Origin of the sequence: Gimesia maris, from assembly GCF_008298035.1 — a bacterium.
In the GTDB taxonomy this organism is placed as follows: domain Bacteria; phylum Planctomycetota; class Planctomycetia; order Planctomycetales; family Planctomycetaceae; genus Gimesia; species Gimesia maris.
Map to the genome: position 1 here is coordinate 200,232 of NZ_CP042910.1, position 23,272 is coordinate 223,503.

A 23,272-nucleotide genomic window follows, 5' to 3' on the forward strand; every position below is an offset into this window, starting at 1 on the left:
TCACTGTTGTTCCTTGTTTGAAATTCATCAGAGACGGAATTCGCAGGCAAAAATTCTTATTCGATTGTAGGGGAGTTTGTGGGGGGAAAAAAGAAATAATCTCCCATTTCGAGCGGAATCGGCTTAAGGCAGCCCCTGTATTTCGGTTACCCCGTGTAATGTGACCCGGTCATGGGACGGAGAGAACTCAATCTGTTGTGAAACGCTTCTGGTGGGAGATTGCCTGAAAGGGGAATATCGGCGGAGTGTTGCTTTGCGATTTCCAAAGGAGCGGAGCGTGTACTGGTCCTTTGACTCATCAAAGCTGATGGTGTCTGCGCTGGCGCTGAATTCCTGGCTGGTGGGCGTCTGTTTGTTTTTGATCAGGGTATTGCCTTCCACTTCGGCATTGCCTTTGGCCAGCATGGAAATGAATTTCTTTTTCTGTCCGTCAATATCATGTTGAATCAGTTTCAGGCTGTTACTGCGCATCGAACCCGCACCGGGGGGCATTCTGTCCGGGTCGATCGTATCCAGCGGTCGCTTCACTCCGCCGTAGGTGATCTGCACGCGATCGTCAAAGGTTGTGCTCCGTTGTGAAACATTGCCGGCCATTTTTCCATTGAAGTCGATGCGGGTATAATTCCAGCTGTCGCTTTCGGTTTTTTGAGGCAGGTTGGCCTGGGATACTTTGGACTCTGAAGTGGTTTTTTCAGGATTTTCCCGTCGCCACAAAACCAGCCAGCCGGGACCACGGGCTTCGGCGTTTCCGGTTTTCTGATCCACGTTCATTTGCCAGAAACTGGCGCGACGAATCCCCACCAGCCGATTGTCCAGGTACTCATTACTTTCCACTTCGACTCCATCACGACAGGTAATGAAGTGCACGTCCGGTTTCTGATCGCTGGGATTTTTTTCTGTAAAGGAGACCCGGTCAGACAGAATGACTTCCATCTCCTGGCAGCGCAGCCGGTTGTCACCCAGATTGGTTCTGACTTTTCCGAAGAAGTTTGCCGTCAACCCGTCAAAAATCATTTCCTGGTCCCAGTGAATTTCCAGCAGGTTGTCCTGGGCATCTGCGTCTGAGGTCATGGTAGACGCCAGGCTGTTTTCTTTTGTGATCCCTTCTGCTCCGGAGAGTAATCCGCCGGCCGCCTTCTGTCCCCCGCGGACCGGAAGCAGCAGTAAACCTTTTCCCTGGACTTCCGCCCGATTGGCCAGACGATACAGGTAGATGTGTTCGCCTTCAATCTGCGAACCCTGCGCGTTGATTTTGGCGGGACTGCCTATCACATGCAGGATCTGATCATTGCTGCCTTTGTTCTGGATATGTAACTGGTTGCCTGTGATGTGCAGTGGCTGATCCTGCTTCTCATTGAACTGGTCGACGGTCACGTTTCCTTCCGTCCAGACCTCTGTGACTTCCTCTTTCCCGAGGTCATTTTTTCGGAGGCGAATTTTCATCAGTTCTGCGACCACCATGATCGGCTCTGCTGTCGCATCCTGTTTTGCAGGAATTCGAGTGTTTCCGTTTTGAGCAATTTTAACGCGACCTGTCGGGCTGCCAGCAGCTTGCTGTTGCTGTGCAGGCAGAGAATCTTCCACAGCAAACGCAGCGTGTTTCACAGGAGAAAGGGACCGGGGTGCCATGACGCCAATCGGCGCATTCGGTGCCGACTGCGGTTTTGTTTCTTCATCGAACCAGACTTCGAGTCGTCTGGTTTTCCCTCGGAGTTGCGGGCTGTAAATCGCCACGTCCTGTTCAGCGATCATTTTGTGTGGATCGATTTTGTTCTGCATCTTCTGTGAGTCTTTGCTGTCAGGTTGACTTCCAGGCAGCTTCACTTTCTGTGACTGTTTCACGGAAGGGAGTTCTCCCTTGAGCCACAAGCGAATTTTATGCGCGGCGAGTGCAAATTCCGCGTCGGGTTTTCGGACGATGCAATCTTTCTCCAGCTCCACCATTTCCAGTCCGGATTCCGGGTCAGTCGATTTTTTCATATGTTCAACCCATTGCGCTGCCATCAGCAGTTGCCCGCTAGCTGGATCACGATGCTTGATGAAGCCGACACCTTTACAGAATACCGTTTGCAGTCGCCCTTCCTGATCCTGGTTGATCGTGATTTCGGGACATTGCAGTTCTGATGACTGCTGGAAAATTCGCACGGCCTGCTGGTCCTGCATTACGATGGTCTTTGTCGCTTCGTTATATAACAGACGGGTCATCGTACCAGTAAACTGATTTTCTTCCGAAATCAGGGTGACAGTACTGCCTGTCGCGATGAGTTCCTCGAAGGTCAGTTTACCACTGGAGTGGCCAGTTTGAGGCGTGGCGTCGCTGATGGTGTTACCCGTTTCATCTTTCCGGACGAATTGCAGCTCGAGGGTATCACATTGCAGGGTGTCTGCATGTTGGGGACTGGTTGGATGATAGACTCGTACATCGTCCTTAAATGTGCCCTGGTTTGTCTCCAGATTAAAGGTAAAGCTACCGCTTTTTACCGTAGCGAACCGGGAAGGTCCGGTCTCGGAGGGCTCGGGGTTTTTCTTGATCGCCAGTTTCATGTGCACGTTGTGGCGTAACACGATTTCTCGAATCCCCTCCACAGCGGGTTTGAGTTCCTTGGGTTTTGCTGCTGCAGGGATCAGCTTCATTTCGATGCCACGCGCCTGTCCGCGATGATCTTCATAGGCAAACTGGACTTCGTGGTCACTATAGATATTCATCGACGCTTCATCGTACCAGAAATTTTTGCCCCAGATGATCAGTCCATTCGGGCCTGTAATTTTTACACGACCTTCCAGAGAACCGGCTACCATGCGACCCGGATCGGTGTGTTTGATGCCGAAGGGATATTCAAACCGGACCAGGGCTTCTTCGCTGACCAGGGCGATGGGGTCTTCAGTTTCCCCTTTTTTCCGGTCGAACATCAACATGGCAAAAGGTTTGAGACGCGCGGCTTTATCGTCTTCTTCCTGCTCCCACTGCTCCGTGTAGACGTAGACATTCTCATCTTTGAACTGGTACCGGGCATCGGCGGCCCATTCATGTTCGGGTAGAAACGTTTTTGCTTTCTCATTATTCCCCGAGGCATAAGCAGGAGACGTAAAGACTTCTTCGGGGAATTCCTGACGGATGACCTGTTCTTTAATCACAGTCCGCATGGCCTGCGCGTACACCAGGTAGGCACCGGACAACGCAGCTGTTGTGAACCAGGTCAGCAACAGGCGGTTGGCTATCAGGCGATCGAAAAATCCATTCCTGTCAGGACGAATGGTTCCGGTCATGCGAATTGAAAACGTTTCTAATAGTGGAAGTGAAATGTCGGTCAGAAATGAAAAGGGAAATCTGCTTAACCAGCCTGGCTGCCGGCGCTGGCAGATTCCAGTCCGGGCTGCCAGCCAATGACGTCTGTAATATCAATCAGCCCGACCAGATGCTGTCCTCGATCTACGACGGGCAGCTCACTCAATTTGCGGGCTTTCAATAAATCGATGGCTGCTTCCAGGGAAGCATCATCGTGAATGGTAGTGGGTTTCCTGGTCATCACCTGGGAAATGGGTTGATCCAGTTGTTCGTCCCGGCGCTCTTCCAGCAGTCGGGCCAGGTCACTGTCTGTAAAAATGCCTGTGACGCGGCTGGCGTCGTCAATGATGATCACTGCCCCGCTGCGTCGTCCCGGCAGGCTCAGTCGTACAAAGGCTTCGCGGATCGAAGTCGTCTCTCCGGTGACGCGCACTTCATTCCGGGGTCGCATGACTTCATTGATTTTGGTTAAACGCCGCCCCAGGCTGCCACCCGGATGAAATGTGGCAAACTGTAATGGCGAAAAACCACGTGCTTTGCTGATGACCAGCGACAACGCATCACCCATCGCCAGCATGGCGGTGGTAGTGGTTGACGGTGCCAGTTGATGCGGGCCCGCTTCTTTCAGGTCCCCCAGGCATAATACCACCTGGCAGGCAGCGCCCAATGTGCTCGTCGTCCGTGCTGTAATTCCGATGATGGGCAGATTCATTTTCTGTATCAGTGGCAGCAGGCGTCGCAACTCTTCCGTTTCTCCACTGTTGGATAACGCAAGAATGGTGTCTTCGGCGTGCAGGCAACCCAGATCGCCGTGAATGGCTTCCGCGGGATGCAGAAAATGCGAACGGGTTCCCGTTGAAGAGAGCGTGGCACAGATCTTCTGGCCGATCAGTCCCGCTTTCCCCATGCCCGTTAAAATGACCGCGCCTTTGCGCGACATGATTAAGTCTACCGCGTCGCAAAGTTCGGTTCCCAGTGCGCGTCCCATCTGGCGCAAGGCGTCTGCCTCGCTGAAGATAATCTCGCGCGCGTCTCGTAATTGATCAAACTGAGAAAACTCTATAACCGACCTTGCAGGCAGGGAACTCATCACGCCAGTCCTTTATCGCATCCATGCGGGCATGTTCAGGGTGCGGGAGTATAAAGAGAACCCTCAGGCAGGTCAATGCGAATCTGATATCAGTTCTGTGTTGTAAGGTGTTGAAAACAATGGGTTTATGGTTGAGCTGGTGTGCGCGCTGACTTGTAAATCAATCAGAGAATCCGGTCTGTGAAGTGATGAAGCAGGGGTTTGTCCAAGAATGAATCCAAGGGCACTCGTATTTTCATCACAAGAATCTACAATAAGAGGATCGGCGGCAAAGGGGCCGCTGGTCGTCTCATCGGGACTCACTGCCATTTTCCAGTAAAAACAGCAGGAAAATATTTCTACCAGCCGTAGCGTACGTGCCGTAGAGTCAACGCAGAATCAAAGTTCTGGATTTCACAACATACTGATACCAAACGGGATGCAGGCGATACTGCAGGTCAGTATCAGGGTTGAATTAACAGGGTTCCTGTGTTTTGAGGATTGCATCCCCCGCAGGAACCGAGTCGTCACACTTAGCAGAGTAGAAACAGTAGTCGGAATATCATGTTTGTAGATCGCGTCGATATCTATTGTAAAGCCGGTGACGGCGGAGATGGTTGTGCCAGCTTCCGCAGGGAAGCGCACGTACCCCGGGGCGGTCCGAATGGCGGTGATGGCGGCAAGGGGGGTGACGTGATCGTGCTCGCCGATGAAAACGTCAGCAGTCTGGGAAATATTATCGGGCACAAACACTGGAATGCCGAACGCGGCGGCCACGGGTCGAGCAGCTTGAAGACCGGGAAGTGCGGCGAAGATGCCATCATCATGGTGCCACCGGGCACACTGGTCATCGACAGTAAACGCGGAAATCTGCTACGTGATATGAAACAGAGTGGCGACAGGGTCGTGGTCGCCAAAGGAGGAAAAGGGGGGCGTGGCAACCGTCATTTTGCAACAGCCACTCATCAGACGCCTCGCGAATTCGAAAAAGGGGGCGTAGGCGAACTGAGAGACATTTCGCTGGAGCTCAAACTGATCGCTGATGTTGGACTGGTCGGTAAGCCCAATGCCGGTAAATCGACTTTGCTCAGTCGGCTTTCGAAAGCCCATCCGGAAATTGCAGCTTACCCGTTTACGACCAAGTATCCCAATCTGGGTCTGGTCCGGGTCGGCTTTGACCATCAGTTTGTCATGGCGGATATTCCCGGTCTGATTGAAGGAGCACATGCGGGCGTGGGGCTGGGGCACGAATTTCTCAGGCATGTGGAACGCACACGGGTCCTGGTGCATCTGGTTGAACCTTCGCCTATGGATCAGACCGATCCGATACAGAACTACCGACAGATCCGGGAAGAGATGCGCCTGTATGATGCCAGCCTGATGGACCGTCCGGAAATCATTGTTGTGACCAAAAGCGAACTTCCCGATGCAGAACCAGTCGCCGAACTGCTGGGAGAAGAACTGGGCAGACCCGTCATGCAGATTTCTTCTGCCACCGGTTCGAATCTCGATAAACTGGTGCGCATGATTATTGACGAACTTGAAGAACTGGAAGTCGAGGCGTAAGCGTGGAGTCGGAGCCCCCTGCTGAAACAGAAGAAAACCGCCAGCAGCCAGCCGCTCCTGTTCCCCAAGTGCCGGGCGAACGGGAAAGTACGCCCGGTGAAGTCCGCGTGCGGTTTGGTCTGTACGGGGCAGGTGTGATGATGGTGCTCTGCTTCCTGGTCCAGGCCGTTTTCAATCTCACACCCGATCAGACCCAGCGGATTACCGAACTGGGTATCCTGATGGGAATCGGCTATGTACTGGGCTGGGGTTTTGCCCGAATACGCTTTTGAGGCCGATGCGGCTTGAGCGAAGTCGAATTGTAATTATTGCATCTCGTCACTTTTTCCGGCCGAATTTGCAATATCTACAACCGTTTTCCAGCTCGACCTGAGAAAAAAATTACAGGAAATTGATATTCTAAGTCTCTGTCTTAAAACAGTTTAGGGCCAGGTTCTGCCAATGTTCACATAGGGGGCCCCAAAAAAACTCTTCTCATTGGTCCTCTGTTTGCAATAAACTTTCCCTGCTTGAAACGACCTCTGTGTTTGAATGGAATTCGCCAAAGATCGTTTCAGGTTCAATCCAGATCATATCTCAAACCCCAATTCGAGTGATCGACCCAAACTATCCCGTAACTACTAATGCTGAGATTGTCAGACACAGACCCGCATCTGTGTCTGCAAACAAAAGGATCCCGAGGGCATGGAAGCTCAAATCAGTCGCTGTCTCGTATTATTCCTGGCGTCATTCATCTCGCTGGGCGCTTCTTACAAAACTCCCAACTTCGTCACACATGCCCCGACCGCGGAAGTCGCGAAACAGGTGGGTGATGCTGCTGAGATCTATCGTAAGGAACTGGCTATCACCTGGCTGGGCCACGAACTTCCCAAATGGTTCTCCCCCTGTCCGATCAAAGTCAAAGTTGGAAACTATGGTGCCGGCGGTGCGACCACGTTCTCTTTTGACGGTGGCGAAGTGTTCGGCTGGAACATGGAGATCCAGGGTTCCCTGGAACGCATCCTTGATTCCGTCTTGCCGCACGAAGTTAATCATACGATCTTTGCCTGCCACTTTCGTCGACCGCTGCCTCGCTGGGCCGATGAAGGGGCAGCAACGATTGTGGAACACGAATCAGAAAAACGACGTCAACGCCTGCTGAATCGCCAGGTGATGGGAACCAATAAACGGATCCCGCTGCGAAACCTGCTTTCGATGACCGAATATCCGTCCGAGATGCAACAGGTTCTGACATTGTACGCCGAAGGCTATTCACTCGCAGATTATCTGCTGCAGACCGGTGGCAAAAAGCGTTACCTGATGTTTCTGGAAGATGCTCATAAAAATGGCTGGGACGAAGCGATTGCGAAAATGTACAAAATCAAGAACGTCGAAGCTCTGGAACAACGCTGGGGCAGCTGGATTATGGCAGGCAGCCCGGCTTTGAATCTGCCGGCCGGTCAACAGCTGGCAGCAGTAGAACCAAAGCAGCCATCAGCGGTTGATAACAAAGAATTTGTGATTCGCTCACAGAGTCCCGATCAGGTGGAAGCAGACTTTGCCACTGAAATGCCTGAGCAGACCCAACTGGCCAGTGCCGAACCAACAGAAGAAATGCAGCGCGAATCTCGGCCTCTGCCGATCGAATCACGTATTCCTTTCAGCGGCAGGCCAGCAGAAAAAAGACACGTGCAGGAGTCGGTTGCCTTTGTGCCGGATGCGAAACGTCTGCCTCGCACCTCACTGCATCAGGATTCAACATCTGCTCCCCAGTCACGACCTCAACCAGCGGGCCGGTTTGCACAACCAAAGCGTTCTCCACAGCGACCAGCGAACCGTTACAACCGCGGAGCGAGTCCTGCCCGGGGCGGAATTGATCTGGGTCAGTCTGCCGAGATCGACTTCTAAACGGTGTCCCGTATTACTGTAGCGTCTCCAGGGCCATTTTGGCTCGAGTCGAATCGATCGGGAGACGCTATGGTTGAACGTGATACGCTCTTAACACCTGGAAGATCGGGATTCAATTCACCCCAGGTGCTGAATTTCAGGAAGTTGAGTCAGGCCGAACAGCGACACGATACGAGCGACGGTTGGCCGATTCTGCAAATGCAGCCTTGAAATCACTCAGTAGAAACGTCTGCTCGCAGAGCCTGGAAAAGGGATACTGGTTCTGAAACCGTTCCAGGAAATTCAGGGCGTTGGCCAGATCCAGATCCACATAATTATGAATGCCTTCGATACGCAGTAATCTCCGGACAATTGTCTCTGCAGAAAGCTGAACCGGGCGAGCCGGATAAACAGATCCGACAAGTATCATGGCTCCCCCAATGGCCATCGCTTTCAGACCACTCTCGATCACTTCGGGGACTCCCGTCATATCGAACACAAGATCCACTCCACGCCCTTCTGTCAGATGCATAATTTCCTGATGCAGTGGCTGTTCTTTTTTGACCAGCAAAGCGTGTCGCGCACCGAACTCCAGGCTGCGCCTGACACGATCCGGATCAATATCTGACACCAAAACCTTCCCGGCGTTTTTCGAATGGGCGACCGCTGATGCAGTGACTCCCAGCATACCCGCCCCGAGTATTAAGACGGTTTTATCCTGGACGTCACCTGCCAGACGAAAAGCTGCCATGACGGTTGCGGTGGCGCAATTCGCCGGGCTGGCAATCTGATCGGGCAGTGATTCGGGAACTTTAAAAATAGTCGTGCCTTTGACCAGGTGGCAATGACTGGCCAGTCCGCCACTCAGATAATTCTGCTCGTTCAACCGCTGGTGACCGTATTTAAACAGACGCGTACATTTCTGCGTCAGCCCGCGTTGACAGAATTCGCAATTTTTGCAGGAGACTGCAACCGACCAGGTGATCCGGTCACCACGTTGAACGGGACGCTCCAGAAAATCTTTGACTGTATATTCGGGATGCAGATCGACTACGCGTCCGACCATCTCGTGCCCCAGAATCGTCGGGCAGGGGGTAGTGCGTGTCCCTTCAAAAGTATGCAGGTCGCTTCCACAGATGGTGCAACACAATATTTCAACCAGTACTTCACCCGGTTTCAGATGAGGCCGGTCGACTCTGGCATATTCCAACTTTCGATCATCGTCTTGCAGGATGATAGAGGTACATTGATCGTTTATCATAAAACACTAAAACTGCTGGCAGAGAACACTATCTGATAGAACTGCTTTTCAGATAGATGAATTATGAGACAATGACATTTGTCATGTGACGGGGCAGATTAATGTCATTTTTTATAAACGGCTTTCTGGTAAACGGAAAGTGTACGATATATATTTTTTCAGACTTACTGAATTGTTGGATTCACCAGACGCACGCCCAGCTTGTTGAGCGTCTGTTCAATCTGTACTGTCAGGTCCATGATGTCTGCCGGGAAGACATGGCCTATATTACCGATCCGGAAAGTCTCCGCCTGACTGATTTTACCGGGGTAAATTACGTAACGCCGCTGTTTCAATTCATCATAAAACTGGTTGAACTGGAATGAAGGGGACTCGGGATAATAAAATGAGGTAATGATCGGCGACTGCAGTTCCCGAAGCAGCAGAGTCTGCAGGCCTCGTTTCTGCATTTCTGTTACCAGTGTGGACTGGTTTTCCTGGTACCGCGCATGCCTGGCAGCAATTCCCCCTTCCGCGTCCAGTTCATCCAGCGCCTGCAGAAAAGCATTCACAACATGCGTGGGTGACGTGTAACGCCATTTGCCTCCCTTGTGTTCCATTTCTTTCCACTGGTCGTACAGATCCAGGCTCAGAGAACGCGCCAGGCCTTTTGTCTGCTCCAGTTTCTGCCGATTCGCAATGACAAATCCGAAACCGGGCACACCCTGAATGCATTTGTTGGCCGATGAGATCAGGTAGTCGACGTGAAATTCTTCCATGGAAAGCGGAATGCCTCCAAAGGAAGACATCGCATCCAGGATATAGTCTTTCCCGGCGGCGTGTACCAGTTTGCCGACTTTCTGAGCGGGGTTGATCATACCGGTCGTGGTTTCGCAGTGCACCATGGCGACATGCGTGATGTCAGAATCAGCCGTCAGCGTGGCGCGGATCTGTGCCAGGTCGGGAGGTTCTGTTTCTGAATAAGACAGTTCCTGCAGGGGGATCTTCAGGCAACGGGCGATCTGCGCAATGCGACTGCCATATGCACCGTTGGAAATGACCAGCAGTTTTCCGTCCGAAGGGATCACCGATCCGATGGTCGCTTCCACAGAAAAGGTGCCGCTGCCCTGCATCAGGACGGATGTGTAATCGCTGGAGTCCGTTGCCAGGCGTACCAGTCGCTCCCGGATTTCCATCACGCGCTGGTTATAATCCACGTCCCAGGTCGAATAGTCGGCCAGCATGGCTTCGCGCACACTGCGGGTCGTGGTCAAAGGGCCGGGAGTCAATAACAGGTAGGGAATATCCGCGTCCATTTCAATTCTCTTTTGCGTTAAGTTGTTCAATGATATCAGGAAGTCCCTGCAGCGTGGGAATCACAAAGTGGGCCCCGGCATTTTTGAGTTTGGTCTCGGCAATTGCTAATCGATCCGCTTTCTGTTCATCGCTTAAGGCTGCAAACTCAGCGACTGTCAGGCCGACTTCACTACCTGTCTGTGTCAGGCCGACAGTCCACGTGCCCGCATTCAACCCGGCTTCAATGTCGGGAACCGTATCACCCACCTTGACGACGGCTGACGGGGGAAAGACGCCCAGCGCTTCCATGTTGCGATAGATCATCCAGGGAGCAGGACGTCCCGCGGGAACTTCGTCTGCACACATGCTGAAGTCGGGGGCATAGCCTTGTGCCCGTGCTGCCTCCAGCACGGGATCTGCCACAATCCGCGGGTAACCGGTGGTGGAACCGATTTTGATTCCCTGGTCTCTTAAGATCGAAATGGTTTCACACAGGTCAGGTACCAGGTCGGTAAACAGTTTTGCTTCTTCGATCTGCAGAGGCATGAAAGTTTCGTAGATGTGTTTGACATCCGCTTCGGTCCAGTCACGCTGATGGAGCGATTTCCATTGGGCGGCGATCTCATCCAGTTGAAACAGACTGCGAATGTGATCCTGCTTATGCAGGCCCATCGGGCCGCGTGCCTGCTGTGGTGTCAGGTCCACACCACACGCTTTGAACGCTTTGATAAAGGCAGAGATCGGTGCAAAGCAGCCGTGGTCAATCGTGGTGCCGGCCCAGTCGAAAATCACAAGTTTGATCGTTTCAGGTTTCATAATTTCTTTCATTCACCAGGATCCGGAGTCTGCTGCTGCAGGACTCTCTGGACATAAGTTAAAAAATATTCGAGTTCGGGGGTTTCAAAATCCGGAACTTTTGCGGCTTCATCCCAGTTGCGCAGACGAAGCGCCTCCTGCGACCAGGGATTGTGTTCGAACTCCATCTGTTCTGCGGAGTCAAAGGGGCCTCCCTGCAACTGCAGGCTGAGTACCGATGCAGGAGAAAGCCGGGACACATATTCCGCATCGGTGGCACAGCGGTAGCGTTTGGCAGCGACGTGCAATCGAATAGGTTCGGTTACATCTTTCGGGAAATAACGATTCAGCCATTGGGCACCGATGCGTTCATGCAGATCGTCAATGCCCTGGGTCGCACAGTCTTCATCGTGTTTGTGGAGCAGATGACCGATATCATGCAGTAAGGCAGCCACGATCAGTTCCGCAGATTCACCCGCCTGTTCGGCAGCGAATGCTGCCTGCAAGGCATGCTCTGTCTGTGAGATCGCTTCGCCGGCATACATGTTGGCCCCTTTTTCCTGAAAACGCAGTCGTATTTCCGCGATGATCTCAGCCGGATTATTGAGGGACATGGGGGGCCTCCGGTTCAGGTTCTGTGGGTAAGAGTTGCGCCAGATTCATCTGTCTCTCCTGAATGCGCCAGTAGATCAGTCCGGCAATGACGGCGGTGCAGCAGATTCCCGCCAGCCCGCCAAATGCCATTCTCCAGCCGTAGTATTCGGCGATCATCCCGACAGTGTGACCGGAAAGTATCGCTCCCAGGTAGCCCGCGGAATCGACGAGCCCGGCGACGGTCGAACAGCCCCGCTTTCCGCCGAGGTCAATCGCCATCACACCCGACAGAAATGAGTATGGGGCCATCAGAAAAAAGGCGACCAGTGAAATCAGCGTGAGTGCCAGGTACGGTTTGCCTGAAACGTCAATTGTAGTCAGTAAGATCAGTGACAGGACCAGCAGGATCAGGCTCGGCAGTATCACTCGGCCGTGTCTGCCCTTAAGGCGATCCGAGGTGATTCCAGCCAGCAAAGCCGAACAGCCTCCGACCAGCGGAAACAGCATGCTGCCCACAGCGGCCTGGCCGATCTCAAACTTTGCAACTTCATTCAGGAAAGTGGGGGTCCAGAAGTTAAAAGTTTCGCGGACCAAAGTCAGACTGAAATTCATAATACAGATCAGCCAGAATAACGGGCTGGCAAACAGCGGTTTGAGTACCTCTGCAATGGAAATTCGCTGTGCATGATTTCCTTCCGCGCCATACACGTTCAGCGGATTCGCTTCCGGTTCTTCCAGGCCGACATCGATGGGGCTGGACTTCAAACTGAAATAAACAAAGACTGTAATCAGGCCCAGTGTGCCGGCAGAGATAAAAAAGATCGTACGCCAGTCGATCAGAAAACTGAGCGAGGAATCACTTTCTCCCAGCATGATCAGGCGGCCGAGGTAGACGCGGGCAAACGCATCGCCGAACAGAAATGACAGTGAGAGAACAGCCATCACGGTTGCATGCCATTGCACGGGAAACCAGCGCGAGGCGGTTTTCACCAGCGCCACCCAGCCCATCGACTGAAAAAAACGATTGCCGGCCCAGATGATCACGAACAGGGTCAGCCCACCGGCCAAACCGAACCAGATCGAAAACAGGACGGACGCGATCATGCCGGTCAGGAACATCAGCCGACCGCCGAGAAAATCAGCCAGGTAGCCGTTAATGATTTTTCCGAGGGCATACAACATGACACCTACGGAGGCGACGGTACCGATGTCGGTTTTGGTGATCCCGGCTTCCGCGTACTCTTTGAGCAGCAGCGGCGTTGCGACGGCCAGGTTCGAGCGGCAGATGTAATAGCCGACATAACCCAGAAACAGACTCAACAGAGTCATGATTTGCCAGTTTCGATTCGGATGCTTCGACATTATACGCGACTTTTTGAAAGAGAGAGCTGGCTGATATTTTCTCTGGCGAGTCCCGGGCCGGTGGTCATTCCCTTGCCGCCGATCCCTGTGATTAAATGAATGCGGTCATCCAGCGTCTGCTGAAACAGCCCTGCGGACTGTTCTTCAGTATAAATGCCACACCAGCGGTCAATCACCTGAAAGTCGAGTTTGACGAACATCTTTTTCGCATAATCAATAATCTGCGATTCCACCTCCGCTGAGAGAAACTCGTTAGGCGGATCGGCCGAGTATGCGTGTGAATCGCCGAGAATGAATTCGTTGTTCTGATTTTGTGTCATCCAGATCTGAATGCCCAGCTCCTGCAGAATCGGGTCGGGTGCAGGCAGGGAAATCCCCTGTAGAAATTGCGCATTCAGAAATGCAGGATAACGTGTGAGTGCAATGGGAGAGGCGAGACTTGTTCCCAACGTACGGTTTTCAGGATTGGAGAGCTTCAGCATCTGCAGTTTGCAGTACTGCAGGTTCCGCGTCACATAGACATCGGGAAACAGTGTCTGCAGGTCCACACCAGAACAGACAAAAACATGATTCGCCTCAAATTCTCTACCAGCGGAGGTTCTGACGCGGCTGAGCCCCCCCTGTGGTTCGGCAGAGATCGCCGTGGTGTTCGGCAGATAATCACAGTCAGAAGTGCACGCGATCCAGTTGATGAACGCACGAAAAAACTGGTCGGGGTCCAGCTGCAGGTCATCAGGGAAAAACAGACTTCCCTGACAGAATTCCGGATTCAGGCAGCAACTGGTACGAACAGTTTCTTCAGCAGTATAGAATTCCGCCGGGCATAAGGAGTCTTCAGAGGAGAGCACCATCTGTTTGAGGAAGTCGGCTTCAGCTTCCGTGTGGGCCAGATACTGGGTCCCTGTTCGTCGCAGGGGAACGTCGAGTAACTCAGAAAGCTCAGAATAAATCTCACAGGAAGCAATCGCCCGATCGCGCCAGCGGCCTGCGGGCATGGCACTGGGTATGATCAAACCGAAGTTTCGTACCGAGGCCTGCTGAGGAAACACATTCCGTTCGATCAGTAATGTCTTGAAACCCTGACACATGGCGAAATAGGCATGAAAGGCACCCAGGACGCCGCCGCCAATCACTATAACATCGTATTCACGCTGGTAATTCTGGGTCGACATGATTTCAGGTGCAGCTTGAGTGTATAGAAAACGGGGCAGGGCCGACCCGCGGTCGCCTGGATACAGAAGTCAATCCTGCTGACGGTCTGGCGGGATAACAGGAGGAACTTCCCGCCAGACCAGTCGCAAGCTTCATTGTACAAGGAAAAGTATCGAAGAATTCTTTTAAAATACAATGACAAAATACGCAGTATAATTGATAATATTTACATCGTCTTCATCGCATCTTTAACATCCGCAAGCCGGCGGAGATTATGATGCAGGCGTTGAAAGACAGGCCGTAAATTGATTCTTTATGCAGAAATGAACTCTCGTGAGATTTCCCGAACGTCGCAAAATAGCCTTACTCGTACAGACTTCCAGCGACTGGAGTCGTCAGATCATTCAGGGCATCGCCGATTATGCGCTCGAGCAGGGGGGCTGGGATTTCTGGATTGAGTTCCGTGGACTGCAGGAGCAGCTGCGACTTCCCGCTTCGTGGAACGGGCATGGTACGGTCTGCCGTCTGACTGATGCCCGCATTCAGCAATCGATCCTGCGAAGGAAGTTGCCCGCAGTCAATGTGTCCTGGCTGGGTAAGCATTCCGCGAAGATTCCCAAAGTGGTTTCAGACGAACGGGCCTGTGCCAGACTCGCCGCGGATTTCTTCCTGCGAAAGGGGTTCCGTTCCTGCGGCTATATCGGCCCTGACCCCACGTTGAAATATCAGCCGATCATCGAGAATGAGTTTCAGAAAAGGATTGTGCAGGGGGAAGGGGTCTGTTATCAGTTTCCTTATTATGAACTCACGAAAGAAGACGACTATCAAAAACAGCAGAAACGTTTGAAGGAGTGGTTGTGGGAACTGCCCAAGCCGGTGGCGCTGCTGGTCTGGTCGAGCAAGGTCGGTCGTGAAGTCGCGACGGTCTGTGTGAACCATCATCTGGAAATTCCCGATCAGGTGGCGATCCTGAGTATCGAACATGATCCGCTGATGTCGGCGCTCTCCCCCGTGCCTCTCTCTTGTATCAATCAATCGCCTCATGTCGTCGGTTATGAAGCAGCGCAATTGCTGGACCAGTTGATTCAGGGAGCACCACCGCCTGCGGAACCGATCCTGATTCCTCCGCTGTTGATCGAAGAACGCGCTTCGACCGATACACTGTTTGCCGACGATGGTCTGGTCCGCGAAGCCATTCAGTTTATTCGTCAACACGCACAGGAACCATTGCAGGTCTCAGATTTGACCGATCATCTGAATGTATCGCGGCGGATTCTGGAACATCGTTTTCAGAAAGCCCTGCATCGTTCCCCGGCAGCAGAGATTCGCCAGGAAAAATTGAAGCGGATTATCAAACTGTTGCAGGAAACGAAGCTGACCATCTCACAAATTGCCGCCCGCTGTGGATTCCAGCATCAGGAAGCCATGATCCGCATGTTCGGTCGTGTGACAGGCATGTCCCCCCGTGAATATCGACAGCAGAATCACAGCCGCCCATGATTCTGAACGTCCGCTCCCTCGCTCGCCCGTAATTTCTTTGCGCTGGAATAGAAAGCATTTCCCGGTCTTGTTAGGATCGACGGAACCGAAACAACTGATTTGCAACCGGCTCAATCGACTGAGGAAAACGACGATGATTTCATCCTGCTTGAGACTCTATCTGATATTGCTGTTCGCTGGCATGTTGACTGTTCCACTCGCTGCAGCCGACGATGATGCCGGCTCAATTTTTATCGAAGGTTATACAAATCAGCTGAGTTATCAGCCTGGAGAGAAGGTTGCCTTACATCTTTCCAGCTCAGAGCCACAGTACACTGTCGAAATCACTCGACGGGGACCAGAGAACAAAACGGTTTTCAAAGAAACCCGCAAGAATGGCGCTGCTTATCCTGTCCCGGAGAATGCGTCTTCCCATGGTTGTCAGTGGCCGGCCGCGTTTGAGTTGACCATCCCCGATTCCTGGCAGAGCGGATATTACAATGTCCGGCTGTCAGTCGCCGACCGGGGCGGGAAGTTCATTCAGCGAAATTCGCGTTCTGCAGAATCGAACCTGTTTTTCATTGTCAGAGCGAAACAGCCGGGCAGCCAGACGAAGATTCTGATTCAGCTGAGCACGAATACTTACAATGCTTATAACAACTGGGGCGGCTCCAGTCTTTACAGCTATCACGGCCGCGCGAATCTGCAGGGGCATCGCGTTTCCTTCAACCGTCCCCTGGCGGGACAGTTTGCCAACTGGGAACTGCCGTTTATTATCTGGGCAGAAAGTAACGGATATCAACTTGATTACGCTGCCAACAGCGATCTGGAATTTCATCCGGAACTCTTGAAACATTATCGCCTGGTATTGAGTGTCGGCCATGATGAATACTGGTCGGCTCCGATGCGTGATCACCTGGAACAGTTTATCAGCGAAGGAGGCAACGTGGCGTTCTTCAGTGGCAACTCGGTCTGCTGGCAGGTGCGCAGTGAAGACGACGGGCGGGCACTGACCTGCTGGAAACAATGGTATAATCAGGACCCGCTGTTTCCGGACGGCGATCATCGTCTGCTGTCGACGCTGTGGAGTCATCACCTGGTGAACCGTCCGGAAAATCAGCTGACGGGTGTCGGCTTTCTGTACGGCGGTTATCATAAGAGTCACGGGCAGTTTATGGATGGTTCCGGCGCTTATCAGGTCCATCGTCCTGCACACTGGGTGTTTGAAAAGACCGGCATCAAGCAGGGTGACGAATTTGGCGGCAAAGACAGCATCGTCGGGTATGAGTGTGATGGCTGTCAGTTTGAGATGAAAGAGGGGCTGCCTGTACCGACCTTCAAGGATGGGACGCCCCGTACATTTGAAATCCTGGCTACCTGTCCCGCGAAATGGGCACCCGGCGACAGTCTGTGGTATGACCGGTTTGAAAAAGATCGCGTTGGAGCTGCCGTTCTGGGAATGTATACCAGCGGGGGCACGGTCTTCACGGTTGGCAGCACTGACTGGGCTCATGGATTGCGCGGGAAAGACCCTGTTGTACAGCAGGTGACAAAAAATATTCTGGACCGTCTGTCGAAATAAAGGTCAACCTGCCTTAAACGCGTCCCGTTCTGCTTTGGTAATCCGATACAGGACATGACGCGAGAGCGGGGCATCGCTTGGTATCGCAGGGTGATCAAAGTTATCGATATAGCTCATACCGATTTTTTCCATCACCCGTCGCGAAGCCACATTCGCCGGGACTGTAAAGCCCACGACCTCTTTAAGATTGCAGTGATTGAATCCAAAGTCCAGTGTTGCCTGTGCTCCCTCTGTGGCAATGCCCTGGTTCCAGTAGGGTGCTGCCAGCCGCCAGCAAATCTCGACACAGGGTGTAAAATAAGCGGTAAATTGAGGCACCGCCAGTCCAATAAAACCGACGAACTCTGCCTGGTCTTTAACCTCAACCGCCCAGAGACCAAAGCCGTACTCATCAAAATGCTGTTGATAGCGTTCAACCAGGTGAGTACTTTCTTCGTGTGAAAGCGTCTCTGGAAAATATTGCATGACCTTCCGGTCGGCATTCATCTCTGCGAAGGGAGCGACATCAGATTCGCGCCACTGTCTCAGAATTAGTCGAGGAGTTTCCAAGGTTTGTTTCTCCAAGGTGTTTCGCATCGCTTTGGTTCTCTGTTTTTCTATTGTTGGGTTTCACTACGAACCTAACGTAAAATTGCTGAGAATATTTCAAGGAAAATTAATCTATTCCCAATTCAGCCGGTGAGGCACTGCTTATACTCCGCATAATCCGTATGCCTGTCACTAAATCAACTCCCTGGAAATTTCCTGAAACCAGCTGAAATCAACGGTATTTCTCAGGAAACATTGTTGAATTCCGGTGCCTGCTCTGGTCAAATATATTAAGAATCCTAATTATCTTAAGTCTTGCTATAACAACGTCCTCACTGAGTGTTCCCTGGAGATTTCTAGATGAAAGTCTGTCGGTTTGCAGTCCTGCTTCTCATGTTTTGTGTGAATTTCCCCGGACATCTAACTGCTGTGGAACCTGATTCTCCGGCTGAACTGATACAGGTCCCCGGTGACTGGGAGCAGCAGCTGGATGGCAAGTACGCTGACTATGACGGCTTCGCATGGTATCGCTGTTACGTCAAGGTTCCGGATAACTGGGCAGACATGAATGCACGTCCCCTCTGGCGGGATTCGGTGACGTTGTCGATTGAAAAGCTGGCGGACGCGCATGAGCTGTATATTAATGGAACCCGCATCGGGCAGATTGGCCGCTTCCCTCCGCAATTTGAAAGCGGATTCGAGAAGTATCAGCGTTACAAAGTTCCGCCGGGAACTCTGAAACTGGGAAAGTACAACACCATCGCCGTTCGCGTTTTTAATGCAGAGGGGCCAGGTGGTTTTCGGGGCGTACCTCCGATTCTGGCGGGCTACTTTCTGGAATGCGTCTTGAAAGGGGAGTGGGAATTCCTGGTGGGGGACAACCCGAAGTGGGCGCTCGCCGCGGTGGCAGACAAACCGAAACATGCCGCCTATGATCAGTTCACCCCCGCAACATCGACACTCAAGCGTTCCAGTCAACTCTCCCCGGGACGCAGACTACCTCCAGAAAAGTCGATAGAGCTGTTTGAAGTAGCCGCGGGCATGCATGTGGAACAGTTACTCACTGAACCGCTGATCGGGCAGCCGCTGTTTATGAGCTTCGATGAACGGGGGCGCATGTGGGTTGTGCAGTACCGTCAGTATCCCTACCCGGCGGGGCTGAAGGTATTGAGTCGCAACAAATATTATCGCATGGAATTTGATCAGGTTCCGCCGCCCCCTCCGCATCATTTTCCCGGTAATGACCGGATTACGATTCACGAAGATACCAACGGCGACGGTAAATATGACGACCACAAGGTTTTCGCCGGTGATCTGAATATCGCGACATCTGTTGTCAAAGGGCGGGGCGGTGTCTGGGTACTCAACCCGCCTTACCTGATGTTTTATCCCGATAAAAATAACGATGACATTCCCGACGCCGACCCTGAGGTCCATCTGCGGGGCTTTGGAATTTCCGATACCCATTCTGCTCCCAACAGCCTGCAGTGGGGACCGGATGGCTGGTTGTATATGGTGCAGGGAAGCAATGTAGTATCACATTTGAAAAACAGCGCTAAAGCCGATGCGCCGGCAATTTACTGTGAAGGCCCCGCAGTCTGGCGTTATCATCCGGAAACAAAACGCTACGAACTGTTTGCCGAAGGGGGCGGTAATGCTTTTGGCCTGGAAGTGGATGGCGACGGTCGCGTCTATTCCGGTCATAACGGGGGAGGCACGCGTGGTTTCTATTATGTGCAGGGAGGGTATTACGAAAAAGGAACGGAGCGCAAGTACGGCGATGTCAGTAACCCTTATGCCTTCGGTCTGCTGCCGTTCATGAAACATGCCGCGACGCCCCGCTTCAGCCATGCCCTGGTGAAATACGAGGGGGATACGCTGCCGGAAAAATATCGAGGCCATCTGCTGTCGGTGGATCCCCTGCATCAGTACCTGGTCTTTTCTGAAATCAAGCCGCTGGGTTCCACGTTTGAGACAGAAGATCTCAGCTTTCCGCTTCGCAGTACCGACCTGGGATTTCGTCCGATTGAAATCAAAGTCGGTCCGGACGGGGGCGTGTATGTGGCCGACTTCTATGAAGAGTTCATCGCCCACGGTCAACACTACCAGGGCCAGGTCGATCCCAATTCCGGTCGCATCTACCGCTTCCAGGCAAATGATGCGCCGTCGCGTAAAATTGAGGATCTCAGCAAAAAAACGACGCCCGAGTTACTGGAGCTGCTCAAACATCCCAATGAGTGGCAGCGACGGACCGCGTTGAGGCTGCTCGGCGATCGGAAAGATGCTTCCGCCATCCCCACGCTGAAACAGTGGATCAAGGAGAATGACGGACATCTGGCGCTGGAAGCCTTCTGGGCGTTGAATCTCTGTCAGGGTTTCGATGAGACAGTTGCAGAGCAGACGCTGAAACATCCTCATCCCATGGTTCGTTTCTGGACCGTACGTCTGCTGGGGGATGACAGGGTGGTCTCCACTCATCTGGGCCAGGCTCTGATTGCGCTGGCACAAGCGGAACCGAACGCCGAAGTGCGTGGTCAGCTGGCGGCGACGGCGCGACGTCTGCCCGCGGACGTCTGTCTGCCGATCGTGGCGGCCCTTGCGAACCATGCAGAAGATGTCGACGACCGACATCAGCCGTTGATGGTCTGGTGGGCGCTGGAATCCAAAGTGGATTCCGATCGCGAACAGGTGCTCGCGCTGTTCAAAGAATCGGAACTGTGGAATCAGCCGTTGATTAAAACAGCGATCCTGGAACGACTGATGCGCCGCTATGCGACCGCAGGCAGCCGTACCGATCTGATCTCCTGTGCCAGGCTTTTCGAGCTGGCTCCGGATGACATCTCAAAGAAAACGCTGATGGCGGGTTTTGAGAATTCATTCAAAGGCCGTTCACTGGCTGGTCTGCCGGAAGTACTGGTGAAAGCCCTCGCGGATGCGGGGGGTGGATCCACGACGTTACAGATGCGGTTGGGAAATCCGCGTGCAATTCAGATCGCGCTGGATGCGATCAAGTCGCCGGGGAAGAATCAGGCACAGCTGGTCGAATACATCCAGGTTCTGGGTGAGTTACAGGAGCCACAGGCTCTGCTTGCACTGCAAAAGCTGTTGAGCACGACCAAAGTGCCCGACATACAGACCGGCCTGCTGGTCGCATTGCAGAAATATAACGAGCCGCAAATCGCGGGTACTATTTTGAAACGCTACTCCGATTTCAGCGAACCGGTGCGCGAAGTGGCGTTATCGACGCTGGTCAGTCGCAAAGAGTGGACCCGCCAGTTGCTGGCAGACATTGATACCGGTCAGATCGCAGCCGCTACGATTCCCGAAGATCTGGTTCGCAAAATGACCATTCACCCGGATCAACAGATCGCTGATCTGGTCAGTAAACACTGGAAGACAATCAAGGGGGCATCGAACCAGCAGATGCAGGATCAGATTGCCCGCGTCTCGAAATTGCTGGGAACGGGGTCCAGTGACGTGTATCATGGCAAAGAACTCTACCAGCAGAATTGTGCCAAATGTCACATTCTGTTTGGAGAGGGAAAACGTGTGGGCCCGGAACTGACACAATATAAACGGGATGATTCACTGCGGATGCTGATGCACATCGTCAATCCCAGTGCGGAAATCAGGGAAGGTTATGAAACGTACCTGGTGATCACCGCGGATGGTCTGGTGGTATCCGGGTTCCTGTTTGACCAGGATCAGCAGATTGTGGTCATCCGGGGTGCAGACGGACAGAACGTGACAATCAAACGTGAAAACATCGATGAAATGGTCAAGCAGCCCAAGTCACTGATGCCGGAAGGATTGCTTGATAAACTGAGCGAACAGGATCTGCGCGATCTGTTCGGGTTCCTGCGGAGCAGTCAGCCCGTATTCAAATAACAGAGATTGCAGGCAGTCCGGGTTTCATCAGTTCCGATACTCTGTGCAGGGGACACCAGGATCATGAATTACCGCATCGCTGCCCGTGTTTTTTTCAGCTGCCTGATGACGTTCGTGTCAGCGCTTGCTGTCGAAGGTCAATCCCGCAGTCTGCCTGCAGAGCCAGTCGTGATCGGCGCGACGCCACAATTTGTTTTTGATAATTACATTGTCGATAACCACTACGCGTTGAAATATAAACAGCAGACAGTCGAACGCGTCTTTCATGCTCCACAGAAGCATCCATCCAATCCCCTGATAGCCGGAGAAGGTGGCTATGTCTCTGTACGCCGTGATCCCGAAACCGGGACGTTTCGGATGTGGTATCAGACGCATACGCCCCGGCTGGATTCGCAAGGAAAACAGAAAGGCTCGAATTATGCGATTGCCTATGCGGAATCGACAGACGGCTTGAAGTGGAACCGCCCGCAACTGGATCTGTATGAGTGGAAGGGAAGCCGCCAGAATAATATTGTCTGGAAGGGCATCACCGATGCTCGTGCCAGTGGTCCCTGTCTGCTGGATGTTCCGGAAGCAGAGCGAAAAGGATATCGCTATCTGATGTCCTATCACACCGGGGGTGCGGGTAAGGGAAAAAATGGTATCCGGGTGGTTGGTTCCCAGGATGGTATCCACTGGGACAAGTCCAGCGATTCGCTGCTGGCGGAACTTCACAGCGATACCTTAAACAGTATCGTCTATGATCCGGTCGCTGCGCAGTATGTGATGTACTGCCGGGCCAAGCACATTTATCGTACATTTTCAGGTGCGATACTCGATACCGGTGCCTCGCGCCGAGTCGCACGGATGACCGGCGATTCGCTCTGGGGCGAATGGACTTCCGAACCGCAGAACATTCTGATACCCGATCAACTGGATGCGGAGCAGCAGTTTCATTTTTTCTATGGCATGCCGGTTCGCTATCATGCAGGGATTTTCTGGGGCGCATTGTGGCCGTTCAAGATGAATACGGATATCGTGACCGAGCTCGCGTTCAGTCGTGATGGAATTCAGTTTGAACGATTGTCGAGCCGACCGCAGTTGATTGCTTTGGGAGAAGCAGACCGCTGGGATGACGGCATGGTGTTTGGAACCGGCTGGGTCGATGTGGGAGATGAATGGTGGTTTTATTACTCTGGTTATGATGGTCCCCACGGCGATCCTGCCAGTCGTCAACCGGGCATTGGTCTGGCGACCATCAAAAAAGAGCGGTTGATTTCGCTGCATGGTCCGCGTGATGGAGGCGTGGTCATCACCCGCAAACTCCGCTGGCAGGGAGAGCGTCTGTTTCTGAATGCAGATGCCAGCCAGGGAGAAATCAAGGTCCGCATCTCCGATGGGAAACGCAAGGTGCTGGAAGGCTTTGATTACGAGGACTGTGTCCCGCTGCATGCAGACAGCCTGCATCACGAAGTGAAATGGAACAACAAATCGATGACAGCGCTGCAGGGCGAGATCATCCGCCTGGAAATTTATCTGCGGAATGCCGACCTGTTTACGTTTCAGGCAGGAACAGAAACAGCAGAGTAA

16 protein-coding genes are annotated in these 23,272 nt (G+C 52.8%); 7 read left to right on the plus strand and 9 right to left on the minus strand.

All coding sequences use genetic code 11. From position 1 onward, the window contains the following. Positions 1–123: 123 nt before the first annotated feature. Both GmarT_RS00800 and GmarT_RS00805 read right to left on the minus strand, forming a co-directional pair. Positions 124–3,267: an LptA/OstA family protein gene (locus GmarT_RS00800; RefSeq protein ID WP_002648699.1), complete on the minus strand. Its 3,144-nt coding sequence runs from the start codon at positions 3,265–3,267 to the stop codon at positions 124–126. A 65-nt stretch (positions 3,268–3,332) separates the two neighbouring features. Beyond that, on the minus strand, positions 3,333–4,376 hold the full coding sequence (locus GmarT_RS00805; protein WP_002648698.1) for a KpsF/GutQ family sugar-phosphate isomerase: 1,044 nt from the start codon (positions 4,374–4,376) through the stop codon (positions 3,333–3,335). Positions 4,377–4,919: 543 nt separating this feature from the next. On the opposite strand from GmarT_RS00805, the gene obgE reads away from it, so the two are divergent. From obgE to GmarT_RS00820, 3 genes are all read left to right on the plus strand, one after another. Next, positions 4,920–5,921, plus strand: a complete 1,002-nt coding sequence (gene obgE, locus GmarT_RS00810; protein ID WP_002648697.1) for a GTPase ObgE — start codon at positions 4,920–4,922, stop codon at positions 5,919–5,921. Positions 5,922–5,923: 2 nt separating this feature from the next. Further along, a complete protein-coding gene (locus tag GmarT_RS00815; protein WP_002648696.1) occupies positions 5,924–6,193 on the plus strand; it encodes a hypothetical protein in 270 nt (89 codons plus the stop codon). Positions 6,194–6,605: 412 nt separating this feature from the next. After that, positions 6,606–7,808: a gluzincin family metallopeptidase gene (locus tag GmarT_RS00820; RefSeq protein ID WP_002648695.1), complete on the plus strand. Its 1,203-nt coding sequence runs from the start codon at positions 6,606–6,608 to the stop codon at positions 7,806–7,808. A 136-nt stretch (positions 7,809–7,944) separates the two neighbouring features. Here the strand turns inward: GmarT_RS00820 and GmarT_RS00825 are convergent, their stop codons facing one another. The 6 genes from GmarT_RS00825 to GmarT_RS00850 all read right to left on the minus strand — a co-directional run bounded on the left by GmarT_RS00825 (position 7,945) and on the right by GmarT_RS00850 (position 14,246). Further along, a complete protein-coding gene (locus GmarT_RS00825) occupies positions 7,945–9,048 on the minus strand; it encodes a zinc-binding dehydrogenase (RefSeq protein WP_002648694.1) in 1,104 nt (367 codons plus the stop codon). Positions 9,049–9,212: 164 nt separating this feature from the next. Beyond that, positions 9,213–10,343 carry a 2-aminoethylphosphonate--pyruvate transaminase gene (phnW, locus tag GmarT_RS00830; protein WP_002648693.1) on the minus strand — a complete coding sequence of 377 codons (1,131 nt, stop codon included), beginning with the start codon at positions 10,341–10,343 and terminating at the stop codon, positions 9,213–9,215. A gap of 1 nt (position 10,344) precedes the next feature. Next, the gene (gene phnX, locus GmarT_RS00835) at positions 10,345–11,151 is read right to left on the minus strand and encodes a phosphonoacetaldehyde hydrolase (protein ID WP_002648692.1); all 807 of its coding nucleotides are present in this window, start codon (positions 11,149–11,151) and stop codon (positions 10,345–10,347) included. Further along, positions 11,148–11,732, minus strand: coding sequence for a phosphonate degradation HD-domain oxygenase (locus GmarT_RS00840; protein ID WP_002648691.1), 585 nt, complete (start codon positions 11,730–11,732; stop codon positions 11,148–11,150). The genes phnX and GmarT_RS00840 overlap by 4 nt, the downstream gene beginning before the upstream one ends. After that, positions 11,719–13,074, minus strand: a complete 1,356-nt coding sequence (locus tag GmarT_RS00845; protein WP_002648690.1) for an MFS transporter — start codon at positions 13,072–13,074, stop codon at positions 11,719–11,721. The genes GmarT_RS00840 and GmarT_RS00845 overlap by 14 nt, the downstream gene beginning before the upstream one ends. After that, positions 13,074–14,246: a TIGR03364 family FAD-dependent oxidoreductase gene (locus GmarT_RS00850; RefSeq protein WP_002648689.1), complete on the minus strand. Its 1,173-nt coding sequence runs from the start codon at positions 14,244–14,246 to the stop codon at positions 13,074–13,076. Before GmarT_RS00850 ends, GmarT_RS00845 begins: the two co-directional genes overlap by 1 nt. Before the next feature lie 313 nt (positions 14,247–14,559). Between GmarT_RS00850 and GmarT_RS00855 the strand changes: the two genes are divergently transcribed. Both GmarT_RS00855 and GmarT_RS00860 read left to right on the plus strand, forming a co-directional pair. After that, the gene (locus GmarT_RS00855; RefSeq protein WP_002648688.1) at positions 14,560–15,726 is read left to right on the plus strand and encodes an AraC family transcriptional regulator; all 1,167 of its coding nucleotides are present in this window, start codon (positions 14,560–14,562) and stop codon (positions 15,724–15,726) included. Between the two features lie 133 nt (positions 15,727–15,859). Further along, on the plus strand, positions 15,860–17,287 hold the full coding sequence (locus tag GmarT_RS00860; protein ID WP_002648687.1) for a N,N-dimethylformamidase beta subunit family domain-containing protein: 1,428 nt from the start codon (positions 15,860–15,862) through the stop codon (positions 17,285–17,287). 3 nt (positions 17,288–17,290) lie between these two features. On the opposite strand, the gene GmarT_RS00865 is transcribed toward GmarT_RS00860, so the two are convergent. Beyond that, the gene (locus tag GmarT_RS00865; protein WP_002648686.1) at positions 17,291–17,863 is read right to left on the minus strand and encodes a GNAT family N-acetyltransferase; all 573 of its coding nucleotides are present in this window, start codon (positions 17,861–17,863) and stop codon (positions 17,291–17,293) included. 312 nt (positions 17,864–18,175) lie between these two features. Between GmarT_RS00865 and GmarT_RS00870 the strand changes: the two genes are divergently transcribed. After that, entirely contained in the window at positions 18,176–21,703 is a 3,528-nt protein-coding gene (locus GmarT_RS00870) for a PVC-type heme-binding CxxCH protein (RefSeq protein ID WP_002648685.1), read from the plus strand. Positions 21,704–21,766: 63 nt separating this feature from the next. Then, complete coding sequence (locus GmarT_RS00875; RefSeq protein WP_002648684.1) at positions 21,767–23,272, plus strand: hypothetical protein; 1,506 nt, start codon at positions 21,767–21,769, stop codon at positions 23,270–23,272.